The organism is Pseudomonas sp. B14-6, assembly GCF_013260315.1.
GTDB lineage: Bacteria > Pseudomonadota > Gammaproteobacteria > Pseudomonadales > Pseudomonadaceae > Aquipseudomonas > Aquipseudomonas mandelii.
Map to the genome: position 1 here is coordinate 277037 of NZ_CP053929.1, position 26992 is coordinate 304028.

The 26992-nt window shown below is 59.2% G+C and carries 21 protein-coding genes and 4 pseudogenes; 17 read left to right on the forward strand and 8 right to left on the reverse strand.

What is annotated here, in order from left to right:
* The first annotated feature begins 63 nt into the window (after positions 1–63).
* Genes HP062_RS01205 through HP062_RS01240 form a run of 8 tightly spaced genes read left to right on the forward strand, consistent with a single transcriptional unit; the run spans position 64 to position 7189 of the window.
* Positions 64–1137, forward strand: coding sequence for an ABC transporter ATP-binding protein (locus HP062_RS01205; RefSeq protein ID WP_172790638.1), 1074 nt, complete (start codon positions 64–66; stop codon positions 1135–1137).
* A complete protein-coding gene (locus tag HP062_RS01210; protein ID WP_172790639.1) occupies positions 1124–1996 on the forward strand; it encodes an ABC transporter permease in 873 nt (290 codons plus the stop codon). Before HP062_RS01205 ends, HP062_RS01210 begins: the two co-directional genes overlap by 14 nt.
* 6 nt (positions 1997–2002) lie before the next feature.
* Positions 2003–2800: an ABC transporter permease gene (locus HP062_RS01215; protein ID WP_172790640.1), complete on the forward strand. Its 798-nt coding sequence runs from the start codon at positions 2003–2005 to the stop codon at positions 2798–2800.
* Entirely contained in the window at positions 2797–3939 is a 1143-nt protein-coding gene (locus HP062_RS01220; protein ID WP_172790641.1) for an FAD-binding oxidoreductase, read from the forward strand. Before HP062_RS01215 ends, HP062_RS01220 begins: the two co-directional genes overlap by 4 nt.
* Complete coding sequence (locus HP062_RS01225; protein ID WP_172790642.1) at positions 3929–4282, forward strand: (2Fe-2S)-binding protein; 354 nt, start codon at positions 3929–3931, stop codon at positions 4280–4282. The genes HP062_RS01220 and HP062_RS01225 overlap by 11 nt, the downstream gene beginning before the upstream one ends.
* On the forward strand, positions 4279–5655 hold the full coding sequence (locus HP062_RS01230) for an NAD(P)/FAD-dependent oxidoreductase (RefSeq protein ID WP_172790643.1): 1377 nt from the start codon (positions 4279–4281) through the stop codon (positions 5653–5655). The genes HP062_RS01225 and HP062_RS01230 overlap by 4 nt, the downstream gene beginning before the upstream one ends.
* Positions 5648–6826: an FAD-binding oxidoreductase gene (locus HP062_RS01235; protein WP_172790644.1), complete on the forward strand. Its 1179-nt coding sequence runs from the start codon at positions 5648–5650 to the stop codon at positions 6824–6826. Before HP062_RS01230 ends, HP062_RS01235 begins: the two co-directional genes overlap by 8 nt.
* A 9-nt stretch (positions 6827–6835) precedes the next feature.
* A complete protein-coding gene (locus HP062_RS01240) occupies positions 6836–7189 on the forward strand; it encodes a RidA family protein (protein WP_172790645.1) in 354 nt (117 codons plus the stop codon).
* A 167-nt stretch (positions 7190–7356) separates the two neighbouring features.
* Here the strand turns inward: HP062_RS01240 and HP062_RS01245 are convergent, their stop codons facing one another.
* Positions 7357–8256, reverse strand: coding sequence for a LysR family transcriptional regulator (locus tag HP062_RS01245; RefSeq protein WP_010459000.1), 900 nt, complete (start codon positions 8254–8256; stop codon positions 7357–7359).
* Between the two features lie 191 nt (positions 8257–8447).
* Between HP062_RS01245 and HP062_RS01250 the strand changes: the two genes are divergently transcribed.
* From HP062_RS01250 to HP062_RS01265, 4 genes and pseudogenes are all read left to right on the forward strand, one after another.
* Entirely contained in the window at positions 8448–9476 is a 1029-nt protein-coding gene (locus HP062_RS01250) for an alpha/beta hydrolase (protein WP_172790646.1), read from the forward strand.
* Between the two features lie 71 nt (positions 9477–9547).
* The gene (locus HP062_RS01255) at positions 9548–10741 is read left to right on the forward strand and encodes an MFS transporter (RefSeq protein ID WP_010459004.1); all 1194 of its coding nucleotides are present in this window, start codon (positions 9548–9550) and stop codon (positions 10739–10741) included.
* A 534-nt stretch (positions 10742–11275) separates the two neighbouring features.
* Positions 11276–12450, forward strand: a pseudogene (locus HP062_RS01260) (DUF2252 domain-containing protein).
* A gap of 83 nt (positions 12451–12533) precedes the next feature.
* Positions 12534–13646: a hypothetical protein gene (locus HP062_RS01265; protein ID WP_010459008.1), complete on the forward strand. Its 1113-nt coding sequence runs from the start codon at positions 12534–12536 to the stop codon at positions 13644–13646.
* Positions 13647–13666: 20 nt separating this feature from the next.
* Here HP062_RS01265 and HP062_RS01270 read toward each other — a convergent pair.
* From HP062_RS01270 to HP062_RS01290, 5 genes and pseudogenes are all read right to left on the reverse strand, one after another.
* A pseudogene (locus HP062_RS01270) lies at positions 13667–13789 on the reverse strand (GNAT family N-acetyltransferase); the annotation flags it as partial.
* Positions 13790–13957: 168 nt separating this feature from the next.
* Entirely contained in the window at positions 13958–15523 is a 1566-nt protein-coding gene (locus HP062_RS01275) for an amino acid permease (RefSeq protein WP_083377137.1), read from the reverse strand.
* 133 nt (positions 15524–15656) lie between these two features.
* Complete coding sequence (locus HP062_RS01280) at positions 15657–16817, reverse strand: iron-containing alcohol dehydrogenase (RefSeq protein ID WP_083377136.1); 1161 nt, start codon at positions 16815–16817, stop codon at positions 15657–15659.
* Positions 16818–16820: 3 nt separating this feature from the next.
* The gene (locus HP062_RS01285; protein ID WP_145310792.1) at positions 16821–18212 is read right to left on the reverse strand and encodes an aldehyde dehydrogenase family protein; all 1392 of its coding nucleotides are present in this window, start codon (positions 18210–18212) and stop codon (positions 16821–16823) included.
* Between the two features lie 10 nt (positions 18213–18222).
* Entirely contained in the window at positions 18223–19596 is a 1374-nt protein-coding gene (locus tag HP062_RS01290; protein ID WP_172790647.1) for a glutamine synthetase family protein, read from the reverse strand.
* Positions 19597–19990: 394 nt separating this feature from the next.
* On the opposite strand from HP062_RS01290, the gene HP062_RS01295 reads away from it, so the two are divergent.
* The 4 genes and pseudogenes from HP062_RS01295 to HP062_RS01310 all read left to right on the forward strand — a co-directional run bounded on the left by HP062_RS01295 (position 19991) and on the right by HP062_RS01310 (position 23500).
* Positions 19991–21892, forward strand: coding sequence for a potassium transporter Kup (locus tag HP062_RS01295; RefSeq protein WP_172790648.1), 1902 nt, complete (start codon positions 19991–19993; stop codon positions 21890–21892).
* Positions 21893–21964: 72 nt separating this feature from the next.
* Positions 21965–22207, forward strand: a pseudogene (locus HP062_RS01300) (cytosine permease); the annotation flags it as partial.
* Positions 22208–22366: 159 nt separating this feature from the next.
* Positions 22367–23020: a peroxiredoxin gene (locus tag HP062_RS01305; RefSeq protein WP_172790649.1), complete on the forward strand. Its 654-nt coding sequence runs from the start codon at positions 22367–22369 to the stop codon at positions 23018–23020.
* 21 nt (positions 23021–23041) lie between these two features.
* Complete coding sequence (locus HP062_RS01310; protein ID WP_172790650.1) at positions 23042–23500, forward strand: N-acetyltransferase; 459 nt, start codon at positions 23042–23044, stop codon at positions 23498–23500.
* Between the two features lie 103 nt (positions 23501–23603).
* Here HP062_RS01310 and HP062_RS01315 read toward each other — a convergent pair whose 3' ends face one another.
* Positions 23604–25064 (reverse strand): M15 family metallopeptidase, encoded by a 1461-nt coding sequence (locus tag HP062_RS01315; protein WP_172792522.1) that lies wholly within the window; start codon positions 25062–25064, stop codon positions 23604–23606.
* Between the two features lie 173 nt (positions 25065–25237).
* Entirely contained in the window at positions 25238–26440 is a 1203-nt protein-coding gene (locus HP062_RS01320; protein WP_172790651.1) for an NAD(P)/FAD-dependent oxidoreductase, read from the reverse strand.
* A 325-nt stretch (positions 26441–26765) separates the two neighbouring features.
* Here HP062_RS01320 and HP062_RS31375 point away from each other — a divergent pair.
* Positions 26766–26987, forward strand: a pseudogene (locus HP062_RS31375) (hypothetical protein); the annotation flags it as partial.
* Positions 26988–26992: the final 5 nt, after the last annotated feature.

A 26992-nucleotide genomic window follows, 5' to 3' on the forward strand; every position in this document is an offset into this window, starting at 1 on the left:
CATTGCTCCGATCCTTCCCGAAATCATTCTGGAGACGCAGGCCCGTGCCTGCGTGGCAAGCCAATGGCATTTCTCACACTTGAAGGCATCGTCAAGACGTATGGCAGTTTCAGGGCCATCGACGGATTGAACCTGGAAGTCCGGCACGGCGAATTCATCGCGTTGCTCGGGCCCTCTGGATGCGGCAAGACCACCACGCTGCAATCCATTGCAGGCTTCGTCCAGCCAACCGAAGGGCGCATCGTCCTCGATGGCCGCGACATTACCCATGTGCGTCCCGAGCAGCGGGGCTTGGGCATCGTCTTTCAAAGCTACGCGTTGTTCCCGCACATGACCGTGGCGCAAAACATCAGTTTTGGCCTGGAAATGCGCGGCGTACCAAAGGCCGAACGCAGCCAGCGCATCGACGAAGCTCTGGGTCTGGTGCGCCTCGGTGGCCTGGGTGAGCGTTATCCCAAAGCGCTGTCCGGCGGGCAACGGCAACGGGTTGCCATTGCTCGGGCCCTGGCGATTCGACCTAACCTGTTGCTGCTCGACGAGCCCATGTCCAACCTCGATGCCAAGCTGCGCGAAGAGATGCACATTGAGTTGCGGGCGATTCAGCGTGACCTGGGCATTACCACGATTCTGGTGACCCACGATCAGGTCGAGGCCATGACCATGAGCGACCGCATCGCGGTGATGCAAAAAGGTCGAATCGTGCAAATCGATACGCCGTACGAAGCGTACGAACGGCCGCATTCACCGTTCGCCTCAGCGTTCCTGGGCAAGACCAACGCCTTCGCCGGCGCGGTGCAAACCCGTAACGATCGCTGCTGCAATGTGCAGGTCAAGGACACGTTGTTGCACGTGCCCCACGAAGATCGCTCGCTGGGTAACGACGTCAATGTCTACATCCGTCCGGAAAAAATACGTCTGACGGAGGCGGGCAGGGGGCGTTTGAACGGACGCATTCGCTTGCGCGTGTTCCTCGGCAACCTGTGGTTGATTGCGGTGGAAAGTAACTTTGGTGTGGTGCACATGACCCAGCCCAACCTGGGCACGCCACCGCCCGATGAAAGCACTGAAGTCGGGTTGGACTGGTCCGACGACGACCTGCGCCTGTTGGACCGGGAGGTCGCCCATGGCCAGGTATGATGCCGAACACGTCGGCGTGGCGCCGTGGTTGCTGAGTGGCCCGGCGTTGCTGGTCTTCATCGCGCTGTTGCTGGTGCCTCTGCTATTGACCGCGGTGTTGTCACTCAACCTGTTCAGCGACACCGAAGGCGTGTTGCCGGTCTACAGCCTCGGTAACTATCTGGAGGTGTTCAAGGACGGTTATTTCCACGAAATCTTCCTGCGCACCGGCGGCATGGCGCTGGCTGTCACGGTCCTCTGCGTGCTGCTCGGCGTGCCGGAAACTATCATCATTGCGCGCATGGCACCGCGTTGGCGTTCGTTGTTTCTGCTGGTGGTGCTGGGGCCGCTGCTGATCTCGGTGGTGGTCCGCACGCTCGGCTGGGCGATCCTGCTGGGCAACAACGGCCTGATCAATGACGCCTTGCAGACGTTGGGAATTACTGATCAGCCGGTGAAGATGTTGTTCACCCAGCTCGGTGTGATCATCGCCCTGACCCACGTGCTGGTGCCGTTCATGGTGATTGCCGTGTGGGCCACCTTGCAGCGCCTGGATCTGCAGGTGGAATGGGCCGGACTGTCCCTCGGTGCGTCGCGTCTCACGGTGTTCCGCCGCATCATCCTGCCGCAGATCATGCCCGGCATTCTCTCCGGCTCGATCATTGTCTTCGCCCTGGCGGCGTCAGCTTTCGCTACCCCCGCGATCATTGGTGGTCGACGCCTGAAAGTGGTGGCGACGGCGGCCTACGACGAATTCCTCGGCACCCTCAACTGGCCTCTCGGCGCCGCCATCGCAATGCTCCTGCTGGTTGCCAACCTGATCATCATTCTGGGTTGCAGCAAGCTGGCCGAGCGTCGCTTCAAGCAAGTCTTCGAGTAACCCGCCATGCACAAGAACGGATTTTTCTCGCTGCTGTTTCATTTGCTGTTCATCACTTTTATCGTCGCGCCGCTGGTGGTGGTCATGGCGATGGCATTTACCGACAAGGGCTATCTGTCACTGCCCACCAATGGTTTGTCGTTGCGCTGGTTTCGGGCATTGCTGGAGAACCAGGAAATGCTCGATGCGTTCATTCTGTCACTCAAGCTGGGCTTGGTGTCGGCCACCGTCGCCACGTTGCTGGCCGTCCCGGCGGCCCTGGCGATCAGCCGTTACGAGTTTCCGGGGCGTGGCACCCTGACCGGCTTTCTGCTGTCGCCGCTGATGATTCCCTCCGTGGTGCTGGGCATCGCATTCCTGCGGTTCTTCTCCATGGCGCAGATTGGCGGATCATTTTGGGCGCTGAGCATTACCCACGTGATCGTGGTGCTGCCCTATGCATTGCGCCTGACATTGGCCTCGACCATTGGCCTGGAACGAGACATCGAACAGGCTGCCCTGTCGCTCGGCGCCCCGCGCTGGACCGCCTTTTACCGGGTGGTCCTGCCACGGATTCGCACCGGTGTCATCGGTGGCTGGATGCTGGCCTTCATCCAGAGCTTCGACGAACTGACGATGACCGTATTCGTCGCCACGCCCGGTACCACCACCTTGCCGGTGGCCATGTACAACCAGATTTCCCAGACCATCGATCCACTGATCACCGCCGTCTCCACGGTGCTGATCGTCGGCACTGTGTTGTTGATGCTGGTGCTGGATCGCATGGTCGGGCTGGATCGAGTACTCATCGGAGAAGGCAAATGAGCCAGGACAGACACAGCGTCGTGCAGTCGGACGTGATTGTGATCGGCGGCGGGCTGGTGGGGACGGCGGTGGCCTATGGGTTGGCACGCAGCGGTGTCGACACGGTAGTCCTCGATCAGGGCGACGATGCGTTTCGTGCCTCGCGGGGCAATTTCGGTCTGGTCTGGGTTCAGGGCAAAGGCCATGACCTGCCGGATTACGCGCGCTGGACCCGGTCTTCTGCGAATCGCTGGCCGGCGTTCGCGCAAGCACTGATGGCGGACAGCGGCGTCGACGTCCAGCTCAAGCAACCGGGTGGTTTTCACCCGTGCTTCAGCGACGAAGAACTGCTGGAGCGCCAGTCACGCTTGCAGACTTTGCAGGATGCGCTGGGCGATTACCCGTTCGAGATGCTGGACGCCGCCGAAGTAAAAGCGCGATTGCCGCTGATCGGGCCCGCAGTGATCGGCGCCAGTTACACGACGCAGGACGGCCACGTCAATCCATTGAAACTGCTGCGTGCTCTGCACACGTCGGCGCAGGCCAAGGGCGCGCGACTGCATGGCGGCGTGCAGGTCGAGCGCATCGATTGCGCCCCCGGAGAATTTCGTGTCAAAGCCGGCCAGCGTTGCTTTGTCGCGCCACGGGTCGTGCTGGCTGCCGGGCTGGGCAACGCGGCGCTGGCGCGGCAGGTGGGTCTGTATGCACCGGTGACGCCCAATCGCGGCCAAGTGTTGATCAGCGAACGGGTCCGGCCATTTCTCGAGTACCCGACCTTCAACGTCCGACAGACCGACGAAGGCACGGTGCAGCTTGGCGATTCCATGGAGGAAGTGGGGTTCGACGACGGCACTTCCACTGAAGTCTTGGCGGCCATCGCCAAACGCGGCGTCTCGACTTTTCCGTTGCTGCGTGATGTGCGGTTGGTCAGGGCCTGGGGCGCATTGCGGGTGCTGAGCCCGGACGGATTTCCCATCTACCAGCAATCCAGCGCCCACCCTGGTGCCTTCGTGGTCACCTGCCACAGCGGCGTGACCCTGGCGGCGGCCCATGCCTTGCGCATCGCGCCGTGGATCATGGGCGGGGCTCCCCCCGATGAGCTGGAGGTGTTTACCGGTGATCGCTTTCTAACTGACAAGGTGTTTTCACATGCGCACTGATCCGCTGTTTCAACCGATCATCAGTGAAGTCAGGGCGACGCGGACCGTGAGCCTGACCTTCAACGATCAACCGCTGAATGTGCCCGCCGGCATAAGCGTTGCCGCTGCATTGCTGATGTCCGGCATCAGCCGCTTTCGCGCCACGCCGGTCAGCGAGTCGCCCCGTGCACCGTATTGCATGATGGGCGTGTGCTTCGAGTGCCTGGTGGACATCGACGGCGTGCCCAATCGCCAAAGTTGCCTGATCGAAGTGGCCGACGGCATGCGCATTCGTTCACAGGAAGGCGCTCGGGATTTGATCTATCAACCGATGAATGTCCAGGCCGTGGAGGTGCAGTCATGAACCGCGAAACCGTCGATGTTGTAGTGGTGGGTGCAGGCGCGGCCGGCATGGCGGCCGCGACGCAGATGGCCGGGCTGGGCTTGCAGGTGGTGTTGCTGGATGAGCAGGGCAGTCCGGGTGGACAGATTTATCGGGGCATCACCCTGGCACCATTGTCCCGCCGGGATCTGCTGGGGCCGGATTATGCTCACGGCAATCAACTCGCCCAAGCCTTGGCGTCCTCGAATGTGCGCTATGAAAAAGGTGCCTCGGTGTGGCAGGTGAACCGGGATCATCAGGTCAGTTATCTGCGCGACGGTCGTCTGTACACGCTGGACGCCAGGGCCGTGTTGCTGGCGACCGGTGCCATGGAACGGCCGTTTCCGATTGCTGGTTGGACCTTGCCCGGGGTGATGAGCGCCGGTGCGGCGCAGATCCTGCTGAAAAGCTCTGGCCTGGCGCCGAGCGAACCGGTGGTCCTGGCCGGTTGTGGCCCGCTCCTGTATTTGCTCGGCTGGCAGTACCTGCGGGCCGGCGTGACGATCAAGGCCTTGGTCGACACCACGCGCCCCGAAGATTACTGGCGTGCCCGCCGTCACCTGTTTGCCGCTCTGCGCGCCTGGCCTTATTTGCGCAAGGGGCTGGACTTGATGCGCAGTCTGCGCGGCGCCGGGATCGCTCATTACACGGGGGCCGAGCAACTGGCGGTCGAAGGCGAGGAGGCGGCGCGGGCACTGACATTCAGCGTGTCCGGCACGGCGCAGCGCATCGCCACCCGCTGTGTGCTGCTGCATCAGGGTGTGGTGCCGAATATCCAGTTCAGTCAGGCGTTGCGCGCCCGACATGAATGGGACCTGGATCAGCTGTGTTTCCGGCCGGTCACCGATCCATGGGGCGAGCTGGATGTGCCGGGTGTCTACGTTGCCGGCGACGGTGCCGGTATCGGTGGCGCCCAGGCCGCGGCGGTGCAGGGGCAACTGGCGGCGTTGGGGATCGCCTCACAACTCAAGACCCTCAGCACCGCTGAGCGTGATGACAAGGCTCGCTCGTTGCGCGTGCAACTTGAGACCAACTTGCGGATTAGGCCTTTTCTCGATGCGCTCTATCAGCCAAAAGAACAAAACCGTATTCCGGCCGATGAGGTCATGGTCTGCCGCTGCGAAGAAGTGACGGCGGGTGAACTGCGCAGCTTTGTCGCCCTGGGTTGCGCAGGTCCGAATCAGGCCAAGTCATTCGGTCGCTGTGGCATGGGGCCATGTCAGGGGCGCATGTGCGGCCTGACCGTGACCGAAGTCATCGCCAAGGCCCGCGGCGTGTCGGCGGCAGAGGTGGGTTACTACCGCATCCGTCCGCCGATCAAGCCGATTACCCTGGGAGAGCTGGCCGGTGAGTGAGTCGAGCAAACGCCAGGCAGATGTGCTGGTGATCGGCGGCGGCATCCATGGTCTGAGCACCGCGTTTTACCTGGCGCAAGCCGGCGTCAAGGTGATCGTCCTGGAAGCGGAGTATTGCGGGCGCCATGCCTCCGGCGTCAATGCCGGTGGCGTGCGTACCCTGGGCCGTCACCTGGCGGAAATTCCATTGGCGCTGGCGTCGCGTGATCTGTGGCATGACCTCAAAAATACCTTGGGCGACGACGGCGGTTTTGTCCCCAGCGGGCAGCTCAAACTGGCGGAGAGCCTGGCCGATCTGGAGGAATGCCGGTTGCGGGTCGAGCAACTTCAGGCGTTGGGTTTCAGCCATGAAGTGTTGATCGATCAGCAACAGGTGTTCGACACAGTGCCGACCGTGTCACGGCATGTGACGGGCGGCATCTGGGTCAAGGACGATGGTCACGCGTTACCTTTCAAGACCGTCACCGCGTTTCGCCTGGCCGCGCAAAAACACGGCGTACAGATTGACGAAAATACCCCGGCGCAACAGATCGAACAGACAGGTAACCAGTGGCGGGTGAGCACACCCCAAGGCATGTACAGCGCGGAACACCTGGTAGTGACGGCGGGCGCCTGGGCCGGAGGACTGGCGGCGCAGATTGGCGAGCCGGTGCCGGTGCATCCGGAAGGTCTGATGCTGATGGTCACCCATCGCGTCGCACCTTTCTGTGTCCCAGTGCTGGGTGCCACAACCAGAGCGCTGTCGTTCAAACAGTTTGCCAATGGTACGGTGGTGATCGGTGGCAAGCTGATCGGGTCGCTGGATTTTCTGTCACGCCATGGCGAAGTCGAGATGGAGCGTCTGGGCAGCAGCGCACGCACGGTCACCGACTTGTTTCCGCATTTGCGACACTTGGGCGTCAACCGCGTCTGGGCCGGTGTCGAGGCCTTCACCGCCGATGACCTGCCGGTGATAGGCTCCAGCCGCAAAGCCAGTAACCTGAGTTATTCATTCGGTTTTTGCGGCAGCGGCTTTCAGATGGGCCCCGGCACCGGTAAACGGCTGGCCCAACTCATTCTTGGCGAGCATTCGGACATATCACTGGAGCCGTTCGCCATCGACCGTTTCAAACTGGCTACCAGTGCGCAGCCTTCATCTTTTCAATCTGCTTCAACCATCGCGAAACATTGAGGAGTTCACATGCTGGAAATTAAACGCATCGAAACCAACCAACGCATGAGCCGCGTCGTTCAATGCAACGGTTTCACCTTTCTTGGCGGCCAGACGGCCACCGACCGCACCCAGGACATCAAGGGCCAGACCGCTCAGGTGCTGGCCAAGATCGACAATTTCCTGGCCCAGGCCGGCTTGGACAAAACTCGTATCCTCACCGCGCAGGTCTGGCTGTCGGACATCCAGGCCAACTTCGCTGGCATGAACGAGGTGTGGGACGCCTGGGCACCCGAAGGCCACGCGCCTGCACGTGCCACCGTTGAATCGCGTCTGGCTGCGCAGGACCTGCTGGTGGAAATTACCGTTGTCGCGGCGGGCTGATAACAAGTGGCTCATGGAGTGGACCGGGAGTACCGGTTGACTCCATAGTTCTTCAACATTCCCACCCGTCTTCTGCGTGTCTTGTGGTTATTGTTTAAGCGGCATCTTGATGGGAGTGTGGCGGTAACCGCATTCGATCCAACACAACCCCCATCCCATCCGCCGCGTTAATAGAAAGCTTCACCGCGTAGAGCATTCAGAACGAGCGAGAAGGCTGGAGTCGGCAAACGACGGCTTGGGTAGTACAGGTGATAACCCGGGAATAAAGGGCACCAGTCTTCCAGTACCCGCACCAAGCGGCCCTCTTCAATGTGCGGTGCAAATTCTTCCTCCGGTAAGTATGCGATGCCCAAACCGTTAACTGCCGCTGCCGGGACATGTGCGCTGGTATTCACAATGACCTGGCCCACGACACGCACGTTGATCTTTCGACCACGCTTTTCGAATTCCCAGGCGTCAACTCCGCCAAGGGTTGGATAGCGTATGTCGATGCATGTGTGATTCACCAGATCCTGCGGTTTCTTGGGCATGCTGTTGCGTGCGAAATACGAAGGCGATGCCACCGCAGCCATCCGTACTTCAGGTCCGATAGGCGCGGCGATCATATCTTTATCGACGGTGTCGCCGAATCTGATGCCCGCATCGAAGCGATCTGCAACGATGTCCCGGAAGCCATAGTTGATATCAAACTCAACCTTGATGTCAGGGTATTCGAGGAGCAAAGGTGTGAGTCGCGGAAGGAGAATTGTCTTCAGGACAAAATCACCGCAAGTAATGCGCACCGTGCCCGCCGGCTTGTCACGAAGTTCGGTCAAAGCATCCAGTTCAGCCTCGATCTCGTCAAAACGATGACCAATGGCTTGCATCAGGCGTTCCCCCGCGCTCGTCGGCGAAACGCTGCGAGTGGTACGCGTCAGTAGGCGAATTTTCAGGCGCTTTTCAAGCCCGGAAACAGTCTGGCTCAGGGCGGATTGCGTGACACCCAAGAGGGCGGCCGCTCGGGTGAAGCTGCCTTCCCTGGCGACCGTCACAAAGGCCAGAAGGTCGTTCAAATTATGTCGTGGCATCGGAGCCTGCCTATCGCAATTGATTAGCTGGGCTTATAACTTCAACAAGCTTTCATTAGATTATCAAGCACTGCGTATTCCCAGAGAATAGGGCAAGCCTCACCTGTGGTCACAGGCAGAGCCCACACGATCCGCTGATCCAGGCCCGGCAACCATGTCGATCAGCACCTATTCACTGATGGGAGCAGCACATGAGAAAACTCGTTATCTTGCTCGGCCTTCTGATGGCGTCGCTCTCTGCACTGGGAGCCGACATGTCTAACGGAGCCGATAACTTTTACAAAAGTGAGAAGGTCACGATGAAGAAGGTGACCTTCAACAATCAGTACCAGATGAAAACTGCAGGGAATCTGTTTGTTCCTAAAGATTTGAAACCAGGCGGCAAAAGCGCAGCGATCATCGTTGGCCATCCCATGGGCGCGGTCAAAGAGCAGAGTTCGAGCCTGTATGCCCAGAAACTGGCGGAGCAAGGTTTCGTGACCCTTGCCATCGACCTGTCGTTCTGGGGCGAAAGTGATGGGCAACCGCGCAACGCGGTCTCGTCAGAAATTTATGCTGAGGACTTCAGTGCCGCTGTTGATTACCTTGGCACACAGACGTTCATTGATCGGAACCGGATTGGTGTCCTGGGCATTTGCGGTAGCGGCAGCTTCGTCATCAGCGCTGCCAAGATCGACCCTCGGATGAAGGCCATTGCCACGGTCAGCATGTACGACATGGGCGCGGCCAATCGAAATGGCCTGAAGCATTCCGTCACTGTCGAGCAGAGGAAACAAGCGATCGCCGCTGCTGCCGCGCAGCGCTATGTCGAGTTCATCGGGGGCGAAACCCAGTACACCAGCGGAACTGTCCATGAGCTGACGGACAAGTCCAACGCTATCGAGCGTGAGTTCTACGATTTTTACCGCACGCCACGCGGTGAGTTCACCCCCAAAGGCCAGTCGCCGTTACTGACCACTCACCCGACGCTGGCCAGCAATACCAAGTTCATGAATTTCTATCCGTTCAACGATATCGAGACGATCTCGCCACGTCCGATGCTGTTTATCGCCGGTGAAAACGCTCACTCCCGTGAGTTCAGTGAAGAGGCCTATCGTCTGGCTGGTCAACTCAAAGAGCTTGTCATCATTCCAGGTGCGGGCCACGTGGATCTCTATGATCGGGTCGATCTTATCCCGTTTGCCAAGCTGACCTCGTTCTTCCAAACCAACCTTAAGTGACACTGATCGTTGGGCTATCAGGCCATGCGCTCTCAACAGGCGTTGGCGCTCTACGTATTGAAGGAAATCAGATGAGCAGCACTGCCTTACCTATTCAAGCCGCGAGCCGACAGGTATGGGGCGCCGTCCTGGCGATGTCGCTGTGCGCCTTTGCGTTGGTGACATCGGAGTTTCTGCCGGTGAGCTTGCTCACACCGATTGCGACCGATCTCGCGCTGACAGAGGGGCAGGCCGGACAAGCGATTTCAATTTCCGGCCTCTTCGCGGTTGTCACCAGCCTTTTCATCTCTTCAGTCATTCGCCGGCTCGACCGAAGACCCGTTTTGCTTTTCCTGACGGCCTTGATGATTGCCTCTGGCACGCTCGTCGCTTTTGCCCCGAACTACTCGACACTGATGGTGGGTCGAGCCATTTTGGGGATCGCCATTGGTGGCAGTTGGTCAATGTCGACCGCTGTCATGATACGGATTGCTCCCGAAAGTTTTGTGCCTAAAGCCATCGCTTTGATTCAGGGCGGTACCGCACTCGCCACTGCAGTCGCAGCCCCCATTGGCAGTTTCATGGGCGGGCTGATCGGCTGGCGAGGTGCATTCTTCTGCGTGGTTCCGCTCGCCGCTCTGGCGCTCTGTTGGCAAGCATTCACGCTGCCGAAAATGCCTGGGCAAATTGAGTCTGGATCTGCACTTGATGTGTTTCGGCTGTTAGGTAGCGCCAACGTCTCGCTGGGCATGGCCGCAGTGGCATTTTTGTTTATGGGGCAGTTCGCGTTATTCACCTATCTGCGTCCGTTTCTAGAGTCGGTGACCCGCGTTGATGTGTCTGGACTGTCACTGCTATTGCTGATTATCGGAATGGCCGGATTGGTGGGCACCATGGTGATCGGCCCGGTGTTGAACAGAAGCCTAAATCGAGTGCTGATGATCATTCCACTGCTGATGTCGGGGATTGCTGTGGCTCTACTCGTCTTCGGCAACTCGATGTGGGCGACAGCCGTTTTGCTGGGTGTGTGGGGCCTGATTGCTACGTGCGCGCCTGTGGGCTGGTTCACATGGCTATCACGCACGCTTCCCCGTGATGCCGAAACCGGAGGCGGTTTGATGGTGGCGGTTATTCAGTTGGCTATCACACTCGGCGCGACGCTGGGTGGGCTGCTTTATGACGGAGCTGGCTACCAGGCAACATTCATCGCGAGTGGACTATTTCTTCTGGTGGCTGCCGTGCTTGCACTGTTCGTATCACGATCGGATCTGCCCCCGTTGCGATGACAATGCCGCTGTTGCGTGGGGGGAAGTGTGAGAGGAAAAAAAGGGAAGGGAAAAAAAGGGGACGGATTTATTTTTCCATCGAACGCCCGGTAGATCCGGGCGTTGGCACATCTGCTTGAAGGCATCCCATCACTGAACGCTTTTCCCGTCGCTGCATTGATTTTTGTCAGAAATGCCAATGCCATCTGGTGTTAGCGTTTTGATGAACAATGGCTACGGCCTTGCCCTGATATGGCTCATTACAACCGTGGTTGACTCAATGGTGCCCCAGAGAACAAAGGAGCGGACATGTCTCGCAACAAGCAGAGTCCTATCAAAGGTACGTTGAAGGACGCAAAAGGCATGGAGAGCGATGAACCGATATTTCGCTCGCGCAAAGAACGACTGGAAGCAGGTGAGCGTTTATCCGAGAGCGTGCCGCACGCACTTCACGCCGTTTGGAAGCCGAAGCGTAAACACCGCGACCCGATTGAAATCCTGGAAGCGTCTAACCGATATCGCCTGCCCAATCTGATTCCGGTTCGCTACGGGCGCATGTTACGCAGCCCGTTTACCTTTTTGCGTGGCTCTGCCGGGGTGATGGCTCATGACTTGGCTAATACGCCGAACACAGGCATTCAAGTCCAAGCCTGCGGGGATTGTCATCTTTTGAACTTCGGACTTTTTGCCACTCCTGAACGCAACCTGATTTTTGACATTAACGATTTCGACGAAACGCTTCCAGCCCTTGGGAATGGGATGTAAAACGCCTCGCAATCAGTTTCGTCGTGGCTGCCCGTGACAACCGGCTCAGCGACAAAGACGCCCAGGCGATAGCGGTCCAGTGTGTTCGTGCTTACCGCGAGCGCCTGCGCAAACTGTCGAAGATGAGCCCGCTGGACGTCTGGTATGACCGCCTGGACGCTCAAACGATCATCGACATGGCCCCCAACGCCAAAATCAAAAAGAACCGAGTTCAGCTGATTGCCAAGGCCAAAGCACGCATCGGCGAATACCTTTATCCGACAATCAGCAGCGTAGTAGCGGGACGTCGACGCCTGCTCGATCAGCCACCGATACTGTTTCATATCTATGAAAAGGACTTTGCACAACGTGTGCAGGTGGCGCTGCAAGACTATCGATTATCGCTACCGCTTGAACGGCGTGTGCTGTTCGATCGTTACCGTCTCGAAGACTTTGTCGTCAAGGCTGTCGGGATCGGAAGCGTCGGCACCTATTGTTTTGTCGGCCTGTTCTTTTCTGCTGAAAATCACCCGTTGCTCCTTCAATTCAAGGAAGCCTGTCCTTCGGTGTTGGCTCCTTTTGCGGGCAAGAGTGACTTTGAGAATCAAGGTGAGCGCGTGGTCACCGGGCAACGCCTGATGCAGTCCTCCAGCGATATTTTCCTGGGCTGGACGCAGGGGGAAAGTGGCCGGCATTTCTTCGTCCGGCAGTTACGAGACATGAAAATGGCGGCCCCTGTCGAGGGCGCGACGGTCGATCAGATGAAGCTGTATGCCGAGTTGTGCGGTCTCACACTGGCCCGTGCCCACGCCAAATCCGGGGATGCTGCGCTCATCAGCGGCTATTTGGGCAAGTCGGACACCTTCGATCTGGCTATTGGCGAATTTGCCCAGAGCTACGCCAAGCAAAACGCGAAAGACCATGCCTCGTTGGTGGCCGCTGAAAAATCAGGGCGCATCAAAGTGTTGATAGAAGAAGACTTATGAAACCGATCCAGTGCGCAGTCATTACCTCGCGTGCTGAACCCGATTGCCCAGTGCAACAGAACAATACGTTGTGAGGCAAGGTCATGGATCACGATCTTTCAACGGCGAAGACCAGGCTATTGCCGGGCCGTACTCGTCAAGTAGCGCTCTTCTTCGTTGCCTGCTGCGTGACCGGGTGCACAACGATGGGACCGAACTCGATTCAGCGTGACCGTACAGATTACAGTGCAGTTATTGCCTCGACCTGGAAAGAACAGACACTGCTCAATATCGTCAAATTACGCTACGCAGATGCGCCCGTGTTCCTCGAGGTTTCCTCGGTCATTGCCTCCAGCGCGATGCAGAGCCAGGTCACCCTCGCAGCGAGTTGGTATTCTGGACTTCCCAGCGATGGAAACAGCCAGGCCATAGGGGCATCCGGGGTGTACACGGATCGTCCGACGATCAGCTACACCCCGCTTTCCGGGGAGAGATTCTCTCGTTATTTATTGCAGCCCCTATCGCCGGCTGCCGTGTTTTCCCTGATTCAGGCCGGCTATCCTATCGATCGCGTCCTGCAATTGACCACCAGCGCCGTTAATGGTGTCTATAACCGATCCACATCCCCCTCGCGTTTTCGAGCAGCAGATCCGCGTTTCTACGAGTTACTGGAGGCCTTCAGACGGATCCAGCGCTCTGAGTCGCTGGGGATGCGCATCAATCAACGAAGCAACGATGAAAGCATGCTCGTCCTGATCTCGCGGGACGTCTCCGACGACATCGAGAAAGATCGCCGAAAGGTGCGCGAACTCCTTCACTTGAGCCCCGATGCCAGCGAGCTGAATCTAAAGTTCGGCATGGTGCAGCAGGATGATACCGAGGTCGTGCTACTCACTCGTTCCATGTCGGAAATCTTCGTGGAGCTGGCCGCTACCATCGAGGTTCCACCTGCCCATGTGCAAGAAGGACGTGCAAACCCGGCGCCTGCCGCGCCTGAGCATCCAAGCCCATGGGACGAACCATTAGTGCGCATTCACTCAAGCAGGGAGCGGCCAATCGATGCCTATGCAGCCGTTCGCTATCGCGACTATTGGTTCTGGATCGATGACCGTGACATGAAATCCAAATCGGAGTTCTTGTTTATTCTTGTACTGTTTTCGCTGGCCGAAACGGGCGTGGCGCCACAAACGCCTGTGATCACCGTGCCCGCAAACTGAGCGACTAGGGGGGTAGCCTCAAGCCGCTTTTCCATAACGATGGTGTGCTCAGCCCCATGGAACTCGTCGCGGATGTTCTGATAACCCAACGCAGCGTAAAACTCCTCTGCTGTAATCGACGACGGTACCCGCACAGCGGCAACACACCTCGGGATTGCTGCCGGGGAACAGGCTCAGGCGGTAGTGGCTTTGTGGGCGTTGTCGAAGCTATCAGTGCCCGTAGGAAGTGAATGTCAGTTCATTAAACAACTCCTGATCTATCTGTTTTCATAAAACGGGACGCTTGGCGTCCCGTTTTTATGGTGGTGGCATCAGTCTCCGAAACGTTTGTTCAGCGCCTCTTCCGCCGCAGCGATTTCAGCCTGACGCCTGATGATCACGTCGCCCACCGGCGGCCCCTGGAAGCGGCGGGCTTCAAAACCGAACCAGACAATCGCCGTCAGCACCAGGAAACCAATGGTGATGTACAGCGCCCAATCGTTCGGTGGCTGGATGCCGATGACGAAGATGATCACCATCGAGAGGATCGAGAGGAGGGCGAACACGGTGAACCAGAAGCGTCCCATGTTCCACGGTCCCATGGTTGGCCACCTCGAGGTCCCGTAGGTGAACAGGCCGAGCACGATAGGGATGATGAAGGAGAAGAACAGGAAGATCACCGTGCAAGACACGACGATGGTGTAGACCGGTGTTTCACCGATCGAGATCACCGACGAGCCCCAGACGAACAACACCGCGAGGGTGGCGCCGGTCCAGATTGCCGCCACCGGGCTGCGCAGGGTTGGCGAGACCGATGACAATGCTCTGGAGAAGGGCAGGCCTCCGTCGCGGGAGAAGGCGAAGATCATGCGCGAGACCGAGGTCACGGTCGCCAGTCCGCAGAGGAATTGCGAGATGAAAATGGCCACGTACAGCGCCGTTTTTACCGTCGGGTTCACTTGCGTGTCCATCGCCCAGAAAAACACGGTCCAGCCATGCTTCGCCGCTTCGTCCATGCTCGGCAGCATCAGCACGAACGAGCTGAGCATCACCCAGCCGAACAGCATCGACCAGACCACCGACATGACCATGCCCCGTGGCACGGACAGGGCGGCATTGCGGGTTTCTTCGGAGGTGTGCGCGGAGGCGTCATAACCGGTGATGGTGTAGATCGGCAAGAGCAGGCCGAGCATGAAGATCCAGCCGTTCGAGACCTGCGGCCAGACGTTGCCGCCTGCTTCGCCGGAGTAGTTGCTGAAGGTCCATAACCGGGCAAACTCATAACTGGGCGCCGAGATCAGGCAGACGATGGTCAGCGCCAGTGCAGTGGCGAAGATCAGATAGCCCGAGAAATCGGTGAGCTTCGCGGTCAGGCCAATCCCCAGGTGGTTAAACAAGGCCTGCAACCCCGTGAGGATCGCCAGGAAAATCATCCGTGTCGTGATGGTGTCTTCCATCCCCAATGCGGGTCCGAAAGCACCAAAAAAGAAGTAGTAAGTGCCGACGTTGATCGCGCCGAGCACGGTCACCAGCCCCAACAAGTTGAACCAGGCCGTCAGCCACCCGGTAAAGCGGTTCCCGAGAATCGAGCCCCAGTGATAGAGGCCGCCAGCGGTTGGGTAGGCTGATGAGATCTGCGCCATGGCCATGGCGAAGACCCCGGAGATCAGGCAACCGACCGGCCAGCCGATGCCGATGGACGCACCACCCGCGCCCGAGGTGCCCTGGGCGAGTGAGTTGATGCCACCCGAGAGGATGCAGATGATCGAAAAGGAAATGGCAAAGTTGGAGAAAACGCCCATTCGTCGCGAGAGTTGCTGGGCATAGCCCATGCTGTGCAGCACCTTGACGTCATCGTCGTGCGACGCGTTGGTGCCGGCTTGGCTTGCTGGCTTCATGTTGTGTGCCCCTTCAGGTTTTGATACGCATCCATCCGTGTCCCGGATGGGCTGGCTTTCAACCCCTTGTCGTACTGCTCCTTTTTCAACCGGTACACCCTGTCCATGCCCGATGTCTGGACAGACAACTGCTCTAGATACGGCCGTGATAAGCCGCGTCGAAAATGCTTGCCGCGCCAGCCCGGGTCAATGGCAGCGGGTTGCCGCCGGCAGAGGGGTCGACAATGGCCATGTCCGCGATCAGGTCGGCCTGTTGGTCATCCACGCCCAACTCGACCAGCGTGTGCGGCACGCCGATGTCTTTGCGCAGTTTGAGGATGAAGGCCAGAAAGCTGTCGAAGCCGGGCGAGGGCAGGCGCAGATAAGCCGCCAGGCGCGTGATGCGTTCTTCGATGGCGGGGCGATTGAATTGCAGTACGTAGGGCATGAAGGTGGCGTTGGTCATGCCGTGATGGGTGTCGTACAGCGCGCCGACCGGATGCGAGAGGGCGTGCATGCCGCCCAGGCCTTTCTGGAATGCGGTGGCGCCCATCGCGGCGGCGGCGAGCATTTGCGCTCGCGCATCGAGATCGGACGGGGTGTGGACTGCCCGCACCAGCGCGTTGGCCACCAAGCGGATGCCTTCCACTGCGATGCCATCGGCCAGCGGGTGAAAACCAGGCGCGCAGTAGGCTTCCAGGCAGTGCGCCAAGGCGTCCATGCCGGTGCCGGCGGTGACTTTGGCCGGCATGCCGACGGTCAGGGCCGGGTCGCTGATGACCACGCGCGGCATCATTTTGGGGTGGAAGATGATGCGTTTGGTGTGGGTGCGTTCATCGATAATCACCGCTGCGCGGCCTACTTCCGAACCGGTGCCCGCCGTCGTCGGCACCGCGATAACCGGAGCGATTTGGCTCTCGTTGGCGCGTGTCCAGTAGTCGCCGATGTCTTCGAAATCCCAGACCGGCCGGGTCTGGCCGCTCATGAAAGCGATGAGCTTGCCCATGTCCAGGCCGCTGCCGCCGCCAAAAGCCACCACGCCATCGTGTTTGCCGGCGCGCCAGGCATCGAGTCCGCCTGCGAGGTTGGCTTCGACAGGATTGGGCTTGAGGTCGCAAAACAGCGCGACGCCGAGGCCGGCGGCGCGCAAGGAATCCAACGCTGCCGTGGTGATCGGCGCGCGCCCCAGGCCGCTGTCGGTGACCAGCAACGGTCGCTGGATACCCTGGCTGCGACAGACCTCGGCCAGCTCGCCGATGCGACCGACACCGAAGCGGATGCTCGTGGGGTAGTTCCAGTTTCCGGTCAGGCTCATGGCTCAGATCTCATGGCGCAAATGGAAGGATTTTGCTCGGGTCAGATGCTCGTAGCCCAGGCGCGATAGCGTCACGCCGCGACCGCTGTTCTTGACGCCGGTCCAGGCCAGGGCCGGGTCCAGGTAATCGCAGCGGTTCATGAACACGGTGCCGGTGTCGATCGCGTTGCCCAAGCGTTCGGCGGCGGCGAGGTCCTGAGTCCAGACGGAAGCGCTGAGCCCGAACTCGCTGTCGTTCATCAAGGCAATGGCCTGGTCATTGCTGGTCACCGGCATGATGCCGACCACGGGACCAAAACTTTCTTCGCGCATCACCGACATGTGATGGCTGACATCGACCAGCACCTGGGGCGCGAGGTAGGCGCTGCCGGGTGCGTCGAGGGGAAAGGCCTTCGGATCGATCAGCGCTGTTGCGCCCTTGGCCAGCGCATCGGCGATTTGCCCGCGCACAAATTCAGCCGCGCCCGGATTGACCAGCGGACCGAGTGTGGTGGCTTCGTCCAATGGATTGCCCAGTACGTATTGATTCGTCAGCGCGACGAATCGCTCGACAAACGCCGGGTAGATTTTTTCATCGACATAAATGCGCTCGACGGCGCAGCAGCTTTGCCCTGAGTTGAAGAAGCTGCCGTCCACCAGGTTCTCCACCGCGTGGTCGAGGTTGGCGTCTGCGCGAACGTAGGCCGGGTCCTTGCCGCCGAGTTCCAGGCCGAGGCCGAGGAAGTGGCCTGACGCTGCGCTTTCCATCGTTCTGCCACCGCCGACCGAGCCGGTGAAGTTCACCTGCTGCACGCGGCCAGAGGCAATGATTGCGGCGGTCTGGTCATGATTGAGCAGCAGGTTATGGAACAGGCCTTCGGGCAGATTGGCGCGGCGAAACGCTTCGGCGAACCGTTCGCCCACCAGCAGCGTTTGTGAGGCGTGTTTGAGGATGACGCTGTTGCCGGCCATCAGTGCCGGAATGATCGTATTCACTGCCGTCAGATAGGGGTAATTCCAAGGAGCGACGACCAGCACCGTACCCATCGGCTCGCGCTTGATACAGCGGCGGAAACCGGCGACAGGTGTGGGTTCAATGGCTGCCAACGCTTCGGGTGCAATGGCGATCATATGCCGGGCGCGCTCTTCGAAACCGCGCAGTTCGCCCGCGCCAAAGCGCACGGGGCGGCCCATTTGCCAGGCCAGTTCCGGGACGATTTCGTCCTTCATGGCCAGCATCGCGTCCACGGCGGCATCGCAAAAATCGGCGCGCTCGTTCAGCGGTCGGTGCTTCCATTGCGCCTGGGCCGCTGCGGCAGCCGCCAGCGCCTGCTCGATCTGCGCAGCATCGGCGCAGCGACGTTCGGCATAGACCCGGCCATCGACCGGTGAAATGAGTTGAATCGTTGCAGTCATGATGGCGGTCTCAATAGCGCTCGAAACCGCGCTGCAATTCCCAGTCGGTGATGCGCCGGTCGTACTCTTTCTGCTCCCACTCGGCGGTGTGCACGTAGTGGTCGATCACTTCATCACCGAATGCCTCGCGCAACATGGTGGAGCCCTGAAGGGCGGCGCAGGCTTCGCGCAGTGTCTTCGACACTTCAGGCAAGTGTTCGTCGACGTAGGCATCGCCTTCAAAGGGCGGCGTGAGGTTGAGCTTCTCGTCGATACCGGCCAGCCCCGCAGCGATCAACGCGGCAAAGGCCAGATAAGGGTTGAGGTCGGCGCCGCCGATGCGGCATTCGATGCGGATGGATTTGCTGCTTTCTGCACACAGACGAAAGCCTGCGGTGCGATTGTCGCGGCTCCAGACCGCCCGGGTCGGCGCAAAGGTGCCGGCCTGAAAGCGCTTGTAGGAGTTGATGTACGGCGCGAGAAAGCAGGTGATGTCGTTGGCGTATTTCAGCTGGCCGGCCACCCAGGCACGCATCAACTTCGACATGCCGAACTCGGCCTTGGCGTCGAAGAACAGCGGCTTCTTGGCGTTTTTGTCCCACAGCGAATTGTGAATGTGGCTGCTGGACCCGGCGGCGTCATACCGCCACTTGGCCATGAACGTGATCGCCTTGCCCTGCAACTGCGCGATCTCTTTGCAGGCGTGCTTGATGATGACGTGGTGGTCCGCCATCGTCAGCGCATCGGCGTAACGAATGTTGATCTCTTCCTGGCCCGGGCCCCATTCACCCTTGGAGTTTTCCACGGGAATGCCGGACGCTTGCAGATGCTTGCGAATCGCCCGCAGCACCGGCTCCTCGCGGGTGGTCTGGAGGATGTTGTAATCCTCGATGTAGTGGCCGGCGGTTTTTGGCTTGTGGTAGTTGCGCTCGTGGATGGCCTCGTAGCTTTCGTCGAACAGATAGAACTCCAGTTCCGAGGCGAACATGCCGGTGTAGCCGCGTTCGCGCAGTCGCTCGATCTGCTTTTTCAGAATCGCCCGCGGGCTGTGCGGCAGATCCCGCCGATGGTGATGATCGAGGACATCACACAGCACCAGCGCCGTGCATTCCAGCCAGGGTACCCGCCGCAAGGTCGACATGTCGGGCTTGAGGACGAAGTCGCCGTAGCCTTTGCTCCAACTGGCGGCGGCGTACCCCGGCACGGGTTCCATGTCGATGTCGTCGGCCAGCAGGTAATTGCAGCAGTGGGTTTCTTCGTGGCCGCTGTCGATAAAAAACTCGACCTGGAATCGCTTGCCGACCAGTCGGCCTTGCATGTCGACCATGCAAACCAGAACAGTATCAATCTCGCCGGAGGCGGCAGCACGTTTGAGTTGATCAAAACTGAGGAAGGGCTCGGTCATCACGTAGTCCTGCGTGAATAGGTTGGGCCTGTCTGAAATAGCTGTTGCAGACGCTCTCCAGAACAACCCCAAACCTGCAGACGCGAGCATCGTGTGCAATAAGCTGCTCTAAGCTTAGCTTACGGTTGCTGAACGCAAGTTTTCTCGCGACGAGACAAAAAAAGCGCAAAAAAAAAGTGCACAACAGCTACCCACGTCTCGAACAGCAGCCCCCGGATTACCTGGCTGCCGTAAAAATTTTTACGCTTTCTTTACGATCGGTGTTTTTGCCCGCAACGATACTGGGCGCGATTTTTTTGATCGTCCATGCGCCTTGCTTTTCAAATGGCCCTGGCAAACTGTATTGCCCAAGGATGGGATGCACTTCCTCCCCGTAATTTGAGAGAAGCGACCCTTGAGTAAGACAGCAACCGTTGCATACGAAGACTCCCCATCAAAAACGTCAGGAGTGGGCTTGCTCGTCGCCGCTGTCGGAGTGGTTTACGGGGACATTGGCACCAGCCCCCTCTACACGCTGAAAGAAGTATTTTCCGGCCACTACGGCGTCCAGGTAAACCATGACGGCGTGCTGGGCATTCTGTCGTTGATCTTTTGGTCACTGATCTGGGTCGTCTCGATCAAATACGTACTGTTCATCCTGCGTGCCAACAATCAGGGTGAAGGCGGCATCATGGCGTTGACGGCCTTAGCACGTCGTGCGGCCGCACCTTATCCGCACATGAGCAAGGTCCTGGTGTTGCTCGGCCTGTTCGGTGCGGCACTTTTTTACGGGGACAGCATGATCACCCCGGCTATTTCGGTGCTCTCTGCGGTCGAAGGACTTCAGCTGGCGTTTGACGGGATAGAGCACTGGGTCGTGCCCTTGTCAGTGATCGTGTTGGTGGCGCTGTTCTTGATCCAGAAACATGGCACGGCCCGAATCGGCATCCTGTTTGGCCCTGTCATGGTGCTGTGGTTTGTGGTGTTGGGTGCACTCGGTGTCTACGGTATTTTTCAGCGCCCCGAAGTCCTGCAAGCGCTCAACCCCGCTTGGGCCGTGCAATTTTTCGTGGTTCATCCGGGCATGGGTGTAGCGATTTTGGGCGCTGTCGTGTTGGCACTGACCGGTGCTGAGGCGCTGTATGCCGACATGGGCCACTTTGGTCGCAAACCGATTGCCCGTGCCTGGTTCATTCTGGTGTTGCCAGGGTTGGTACTCAATTATTTTGGCCAGGGAGCCTTGATCCTGGGCAACCCGGAGGCTGTGCGCAATCCGTTCTACCTTCTGGCTCCCGAGTGGGCACTGCTGCCGATGGTCGCGCTCTCCACGCTGGCAACCATCATCGCGTCTCAAGCCGTGATCTCTGGTGCTTTTTCCCTGACGCGCCAGGCCATCCAGTTAGGGTACGTCCCTCGCATGTTCATCCAGCACACTTCGAGCAAGGAGCAGGGGCAAATTTACATCGGCACGGTTAACTGGGCGTTGATGGTCGGTGTTGTGCTGCTTGTGATCGGCTTCGAGTCGTCCAGTGCCTTGGCTGCTGCCTATGGGGTCGCTGTGACGGGCACCATGTTGATCACCACCATTTTATCTTCAGCTGTCGTCCTGCTTCTTTGGAAAACGCCGCGCTGGCTGGCCATCCCGATGCTGATCGGATTTTTGCTGGTAGACGGTCTGTACTTCGCCGCCAATGCGCCGAAGATTTTTCAGGGCGGTGCGTTTCCGGTGATCGCCGGTATTGGCCTGTTCATCTTGATGACCACCTGGAAGCGAGGGCGAAAAATCATCGTCGAGCGGTTGGACGAGACCGCGCTGCCTCTGCCGTTGTTCATCAGCAGCATTCGTTCGCAGCCTCCGCATCGGGTGCAGGGAACGGCGGTTTTTCTGACGGCCAGGGCCGATGCTGTTCCGCATGCGTTACTGCACAATCTGCTGCATAACCAGGTTTTGCACGAGCAGGTGGTACTTCTAACCGTGGTGTCTGAAGACAGTCCTCGGGTGTCTGCTGATCGACGGTTTGAGGTTGAAGCCTATGGCGAAGGGTTCTTCCGAGTCAGTCTGCACTTCGGTTTCATGGAGGAGCCCGATGTACCGATGGCCTTAAGTCTTTGTCACTTGAATGAGCTGGATTTCAGCCCGATGCGCACGACCTATTTCCTCAGTCGGGAGACGGTGATCCCTACCAAGCGCATTGGGATGGCGCGCTGGCGAGAAAGTCTGTTCGCGTTCCTGCTGAAAAACGCCAACAGCAACCTGAAATATTTCAGATTGCCACTAAACAGGGTGATTGAACTGGGGACTCAGGTGGAGATGTAAGGACAAACAAGGACGCGAATATGGTCAGTTCACTCACAGAGTTTCTGTGAGTGTCTTGAGGTGCAGATTGAGCTGTCCGATCCGGCGGGCCGGTATGGTCGCTGGAACGCGCGCGGGATCAGCGTGTATGTCATCGGCGTATTGATCCAGTTGCCTTTCGTCGACACGCATTTCTACTCCGGGCCGATGGTCGCGCAGCTCGGCGGTGTCGATGTTTCCTGGATCGTGGGACTGGTGGTGCCGGGCATTCTCTACTACCTGATGGCGAGAACATCAGCGCTGGCGGTGTTGCCTGAGCAGCCTTCAAGGGCCTGAATCAACGACTTACAAAGTGAATGTCCCGGTTACCGGCAGGTCTTGAAGCGTCTCCTATACTGATGCGCGTTGATCGGCTCAACACAGATCCCGAATGCCGTTGGAACAGCGACTCGCGTTCCGGCGGCTTCCCTGCGAACTCACAGTCAGGAGAACGATATGACCATCCGCATTGGCGACGAAGCACCGGACTTTACCGTCGAAAGCACCGAGGGCACGCTGCATTTCCATGAGTGGATCGGCGACAAGTGGGCGATTCTGTTCTCGCATCCCAAGGACTTCACCCCGGTGTGCACCACTGAGCTCGGTTACATGGCAGGGCTCAAGCCGGAATTCGATAAACGCAACACCAAGGTGGTCGGGCTCAGCGTCGACCCCGTCAGCAATCATGCGAGCTGGGCCAAGGACATCGAAGAAACCCAGGGGCATGCGGTCAACTACCCCATGATCGGCGACGAAAACCTGGTGGTGGCCAAGCTCTACGACATGATCCATCCGAATGCCAGCGGCGGTGCACGCACGGCCGTGGACAACGCCACGGTGCGTTCCGTGTTCATCATCGGGCCGGACAAAAAGGTCAAGGCGATGCTCATCTACCCGATGAGTGCCGGGCGCAACTTTGATGAGGTATTGCGTCTGCTCGATGCACTGCAGCTGAACGCCAAGCACACCGTTGCCACGCCGGTGAACTGGCGTCCGGGCGAGGACGTGATTATTCCGACTTCCGTCTCCGACGAGGACGCGAAGAAAAAATACCCGGAGGGTTTCAAGACAGTGAAACCTTATTTGCGCACGGTGGCGCAACCCAAGTAACCGCCTACGGAGACCCCAGGCATGGCCGTCCAAGTCTTGCGCGTCGAGGCAACGCACATCGACAAAATCGCCCACCTCTTCGACGCTTATCGAGGCTTCTACGGCCAGCCCTCGAACCTTCAACAGTCCCGGGACTTCATCGCCGAACGCATTGCGCGGGATGAATCCGTGATCTTTTTCGCATCGGACCTTTGCGGTGATGCGTTGGGGTTCGTCCAGCTGTACCCGACGTTCTCCTCCATCGACGCCCACCGCACCTGGCTGCTCAGCGACCTGTTCACCGCTCCCGAAGCCCGGGGGCAGGGCGTAGGCAGGTTGCTGATGAATGCTGCCCGGGCCTTTGCGCTGTCGACCGGCGCCAAGGGCATGGTGCTGGAAACGGCCACGGATAATTTCGGCGCGCAGCGGTTGTATGAATCATTGGGTTACGTGCGCGATCCGGGGTATTACACCTACTGCCTTGATTTGAAGCAGGGCTGACCAAGGCCTGGCGAACACCCTTAAACACCAACGTTCATGCTGCAGCTGCCCGGTGATTAACCCGCCGGAACGTGGTTATCCAGCATTCGAGTCACCTGTTCCATCAACGCCGCGGCAACTTCCATCGCTCGCGCAATTGCTCATATTCCCCTTCAGGCATCTGCACCAACACCGGAGACTCACGGGGATTCAGCCACTCGAACAACCGCGAAATATCCCCCTGATCCATTGCCGTACACCCCAACGTAGGCGAGGCAGGTCCCCGCCAGATATGGAAAAAGATGCACGAACCTGCACCCGGTGACGCTGGCGTGTTGTGCTCGATAAAGATCCCTTTGCGATACCCAGCCTCTTCGCGCATCTGCTCGGAACTGTTCCAGTCCTTGGCTATCGCCGCGCCGTCGACCAATTCGTTGTAACGTTCGGATTTTCTGTCATCCACGCACTCTGTGGTCGAGGTCAGCGCAAGATAAGGCAGCTTTGTCGCGGCCGTCGCGTCATAACCAAACGCAGTCCCGAGTCTGAAGATCCCGGCAGGTGCTTTCCCATCACCTTCACGTTTGACCGGTCCTTCACCAGCCTCAACGTTGCCCAACCCTTTACCCCACGCCATCCCGTTCTTGCCGACCACCACCGCAAAGCCGTCGCCGACTTTTCGAAAGCTGGCCCCGTCTCGTTCATAGCGCTGGGCGATGCCCTGAATGTCGTCCCAGTTTTTTGTGGTGACCACAATCAATTGGTGACTGCTGTCCAGTACCTCGCTGGTACTCAGCGGCGTGATGGGAAAATCCATCACGTTCTTCGGCGCTCCGTCTCCACCGAAAGTGAAGTGCCACCATTCTTTCGAGTAACCGGCGAAACCCTGTTTCTCCATGGCGCTGCTGAGCCGCTGACGGTTTTCCTTCGCCGTCGCATTGATCGTCGGGTTGGCGGTGTGCGCACGCTCATCGAAGCAATCGTACCCGGTGCCCATGTCGAGTGCGCCGTCGCGCCAGCGCTGGGCATAAGGCGCGGTGCAATCGACTTGCGCGGCCTTGGGTATCCAGGTGTCGGCGGGCAGAGCCTTGGGGCCGATGAGCGTCAGGTCCACGGTTGAGCCTCTGGAGTGATTCGACACCCGCGCCACATACCCCAGCCGCCAGAAGTCCTGCTTGTCGACGCGCGGATAGAACTCGGCTTTTCGCGGGTTCCCCGGCTCAGTCGCGAAGCGGCCCATATCGGCCACCGCACGGCTGGGTCGATAGCAGTCGAACACCTTCAAGCCGTAGCCTTGCTTTTGAAGTGCCTGTTGCACCCGGGCGAGGGCCTGGGCGGTGTCCAGCGACAGCAGGCACTCGGCGGCATCGTATCCGTCGAGCGAGTGTCCGGTGAAGTTGTGGGCGCTGGCGTAGCGGATATCTTGCTCGATGGTGGGGTCAATCGTGCGCAGATAAACCATGTTGTCGGGTCTGGGCCCGGCATTGGCGATGCCTGGCAGGATGGCGCTCAGCAACAGCAGTGACCGCAGCCATGTGCGGGCGGGCTGGCGGGGGCATTGAACCGGCAAGGGTAGCGAGGAGGGCATACGAACCTTCAGGTTTAAGCGCATGAAGTGGTTATCAAGTCCGGAGGACGCTTCAAACGATCTTAAACCATGACCGCCAGTGTCTGGCTGATTCATATCTGGGTGCACGCATTACGATGGAAAATGCAAAGGCGCCCGCGATGCTGTCGCGGACGCCACGTTCGGGCGGGTCTTCAGGCCACCGGAATCATCGGGTCGGCCGCTGCCAGAGCGGTGGCACGATCAGCGGCTGGCGGGTAGATCCACTGAGTGTTGATCTGCGTCTTGAGCTCCTTGGCCTCGTCCTTGACCAGTTTGAGCTGGCGATCCCAGCCTTCGGTGAACACTGCGCCCCAGGCGCCCAGGTCGAGGCAGGTCACGTACTTCGGTTGACGGTAAGGGGTCGGCGCGACACCCAGCAGATCCGCGGCGACGTTGTTCCCGGCATGACGGCCCAAGGCGATCGCGTGCTGGCACGACATGGCGGCGAAGTTGCCAAGGTCGTCGGTCGCGGCATAGGCGACGTCGCCGGCAGCATAGACATGCGTCTGGCCCAATACCTTCAGGTTCTCATCGACGTGCAAGCGCCCTTGTGGGTCGCGATCGCTGGTCAGGTGTTCGGTCAGCGGGCTGGCGCGGAAACCGACGGTCCAGATCACCGTCTGGGCTTCGATGTGGCGGCCATCGGCGAGGGTCACGCCGTTGGCATCCACTGCCGCGACAGTGGCGTTGACCACCCACTCGACGCCCAGGTGTTCGGACGCTTCGATGATGGAGGGACGAATGCCATCACCCATCGTCGCGCCGATCTGCGGCGCACGGTCGACAATGATCACGCGCACATCCTGATCGTCACCGAGCACGGCCCGCAGGCGCGCCGGCATTTCGGTGCCGGTCTCGATGCCGGTAAAACCACCACCGGCGACCACCACCGTATTGCGGGCAACGCTGGCAGGGCGGTCTTTCAGGGATTTGAGGTGGTCTTCAAGGCGCACGGCGGCTTCGATCTGATCCACATCGAAGGCGTGCTCGGCAAGACCTGGCACCTTCGGCCGGACCAGCTGGCTGCCTGCGGCCAATATCAGACGGTCGTAGCTCAACGTGCCCTCGTGGCCCGCCTCATCGCGGTAGCCGACGGTTTTGGTCTGCTCGTCGATACGCTCGGCCATGCCTTTGACGAAACGCACACCCACCGAATCGAACAGCGCGTCGAGGGGGGCGAACATCTTGTGCACGTCGGTTTCGTAGAAGCGCGGACGTATACGCAATTCCGCCTGAGGCGCCAGCAGAGTGATGTCCACGTCCTTACGGTCGTGCATGTCCAGCAGACGGGCGGCGCTCAATGCACTCCAGACACCACCGAACCCCGCACCGATAACCAGAATTTGCTGTTTCATGATTTGTTCCTGAAAAGAAGTGGTCAATAGTCTTGAAGTTGTTCTTCAAGTTGGCGGGACGGCAGTCGTCCGCTGTGAGTGCATGGTATTGGCGGAACTTTTCCGGCGCACTGCTACGTCGGTTCAGAAAAGTCATACCTCAGTGGCAGGGATCTATACAAAGGTATTAACAGGGGCGCGGAGCAATACATTCAGGAATGTTCTCAGTGGTGTGAAGGTCTGCGAAGTGGCGCTAGTCTGTAAGGTGGTGACACTGGACGACAGCCTGACCGCAGTGCGGCCTATAAAAAAACCAACGTGTGTTCACCCTCAGATGAACAAAAGCATGCAGTTATCCTGGGACGACGGTGAGCGTATTTTCTGTCGGGAGCTACGCGCGAACGCCGGCAGCGACAGCCCTGTGCTCATCGCGCGGCCTGCGGCGGAACAACCTCTCCCGGCCTGCCTTGGCCGACTCGCACATGAGTTTGGCCTGAAGGACGAACTCGATCGCACGTGGGCGGTGCAGCCGCCTGAGATGTTGCGTGCCACGGTGCAATTCACGCTGCCCGG

Bases quoted from the DNA above. Each gene is read 5' to 3' on its own strand.
- HP062_RS01205 (WP_172790638.1), top strand. From the start codon at position 64: ATGGCATTTCTCACACTTGAAGGCATCGTCAAGACGTATGGCAGTTTC.
- HP062_RS01210 (WP_172790639.1), top strand. From the start codon at position 1,124: ATGGCCAGGTATGATGCCGAACACGTCGGCGTGGCGCCGTGGTTGCTG.
- HP062_RS01215 (WP_172790640.1), top strand. From the start codon at position 2,003: ATGCACAAGAACGGATTTTTCTCGCTGCTGTTTCATTTGCTGTTCATC.
- HP062_RS01220 (WP_172790641.1), top strand. From the start codon at position 2,797: ATGAGCCAGGACAGACACAGCGTCGTGCAGTCGGACGTGATTGTGATC.
- HP062_RS01225 (WP_172790642.1), top strand. From the start codon at position 3,929: ATGCGCACTGATCCGCTGTTTCAACCGATCATCAGTGAAGTCAGGGCG.
- HP062_RS01230 (WP_172790643.1), top strand. From the start codon at position 4,279: ATGAACCGCGAAACCGTCGATGTTGTAGTGGTGGGTGCAGGCGCGGCC.
- HP062_RS01240 (WP_172790645.1), top strand. From the start codon at position 6,836: ATGCTGGAAATTAAACGCATCGAAACCAACCAACGCATGAGCCGCGTC.
- HP062_RS01245 (WP_010459000.1), bottom strand. From the start codon at position 8,256: ATGCCACGACATAATTTGAACGACCTTCTGGCCTTTGTGACGGTCGCC.
- HP062_RS01250 (WP_172790646.1), top strand. From the start codon at position 8,448: ATGAGAAAACTCGTTATCTTGCTCGGCCTTCTGATGGCGTCGCTCTCT.
- HP062_RS01255 (WP_010459004.1), top strand. From the start codon at position 9,548: ATGAGCAGCACTGCCTTACCTATTCAAGCCGCGAGCCGACAGGTATGG.
- HP062_RS01265 (WP_010459008.1), top strand. From the start codon at position 12,534: ATGGATCACGATCTTTCAACGGCGAAGACCAGGCTATTGCCGGGCCGT.
- HP062_RS01275 (WP_083377137.1), bottom strand. From the start codon at position 15,523: ATGAAGCCAGCAAGCCAAGCCGGCACCAACGCGTCGCACGACGATGAC.
- HP062_RS01280 (WP_083377136.1), bottom strand. From the start codon at position 16,817: ATGAGCCTGACCGGAAACTGGAACTACCCCACGAGCATCCGCTTCGGT.
- HP062_RS01285 (WP_145310792.1), bottom strand. From the start codon at position 18,212: ATGACTGCAACGATTCAACTCATTTCACCGGTCGATGGCCGGGTCTAT.
- HP062_RS01290 (WP_172790647.1), bottom strand. From the start codon at position 19,596: ATGACCGAGCCCTTCCTCAGTTTTGATCAACTCAAACGTGCTGCCGCC.
- HP062_RS01305 (WP_172790649.1), top strand. From the start codon at position 22,367: ATGACCATCCGCATTGGCGACGAAGCACCGGACTTTACCGTCGAAAGC.
- HP062_RS01310 (WP_172790650.1), top strand. From the start codon at position 23,042: ATGGCCGTCCAAGTCTTGCGCGTCGAGGCAACGCACATCGACAAAATC.
- HP062_RS01315 (WP_172792522.1), bottom strand. From the start codon at position 25,064: ATGCCCTCCTCGCTACCCTTGCCGGTTCAATGCCCCCGCCAGCCCGCC.
- HP062_RS01320 (WP_172790651.1), bottom strand. From the start codon at position 26,440: ATGAAACAGCAAATTCTGGTTATCGGTGCGGGGTTCGGTGGTGTCTGG.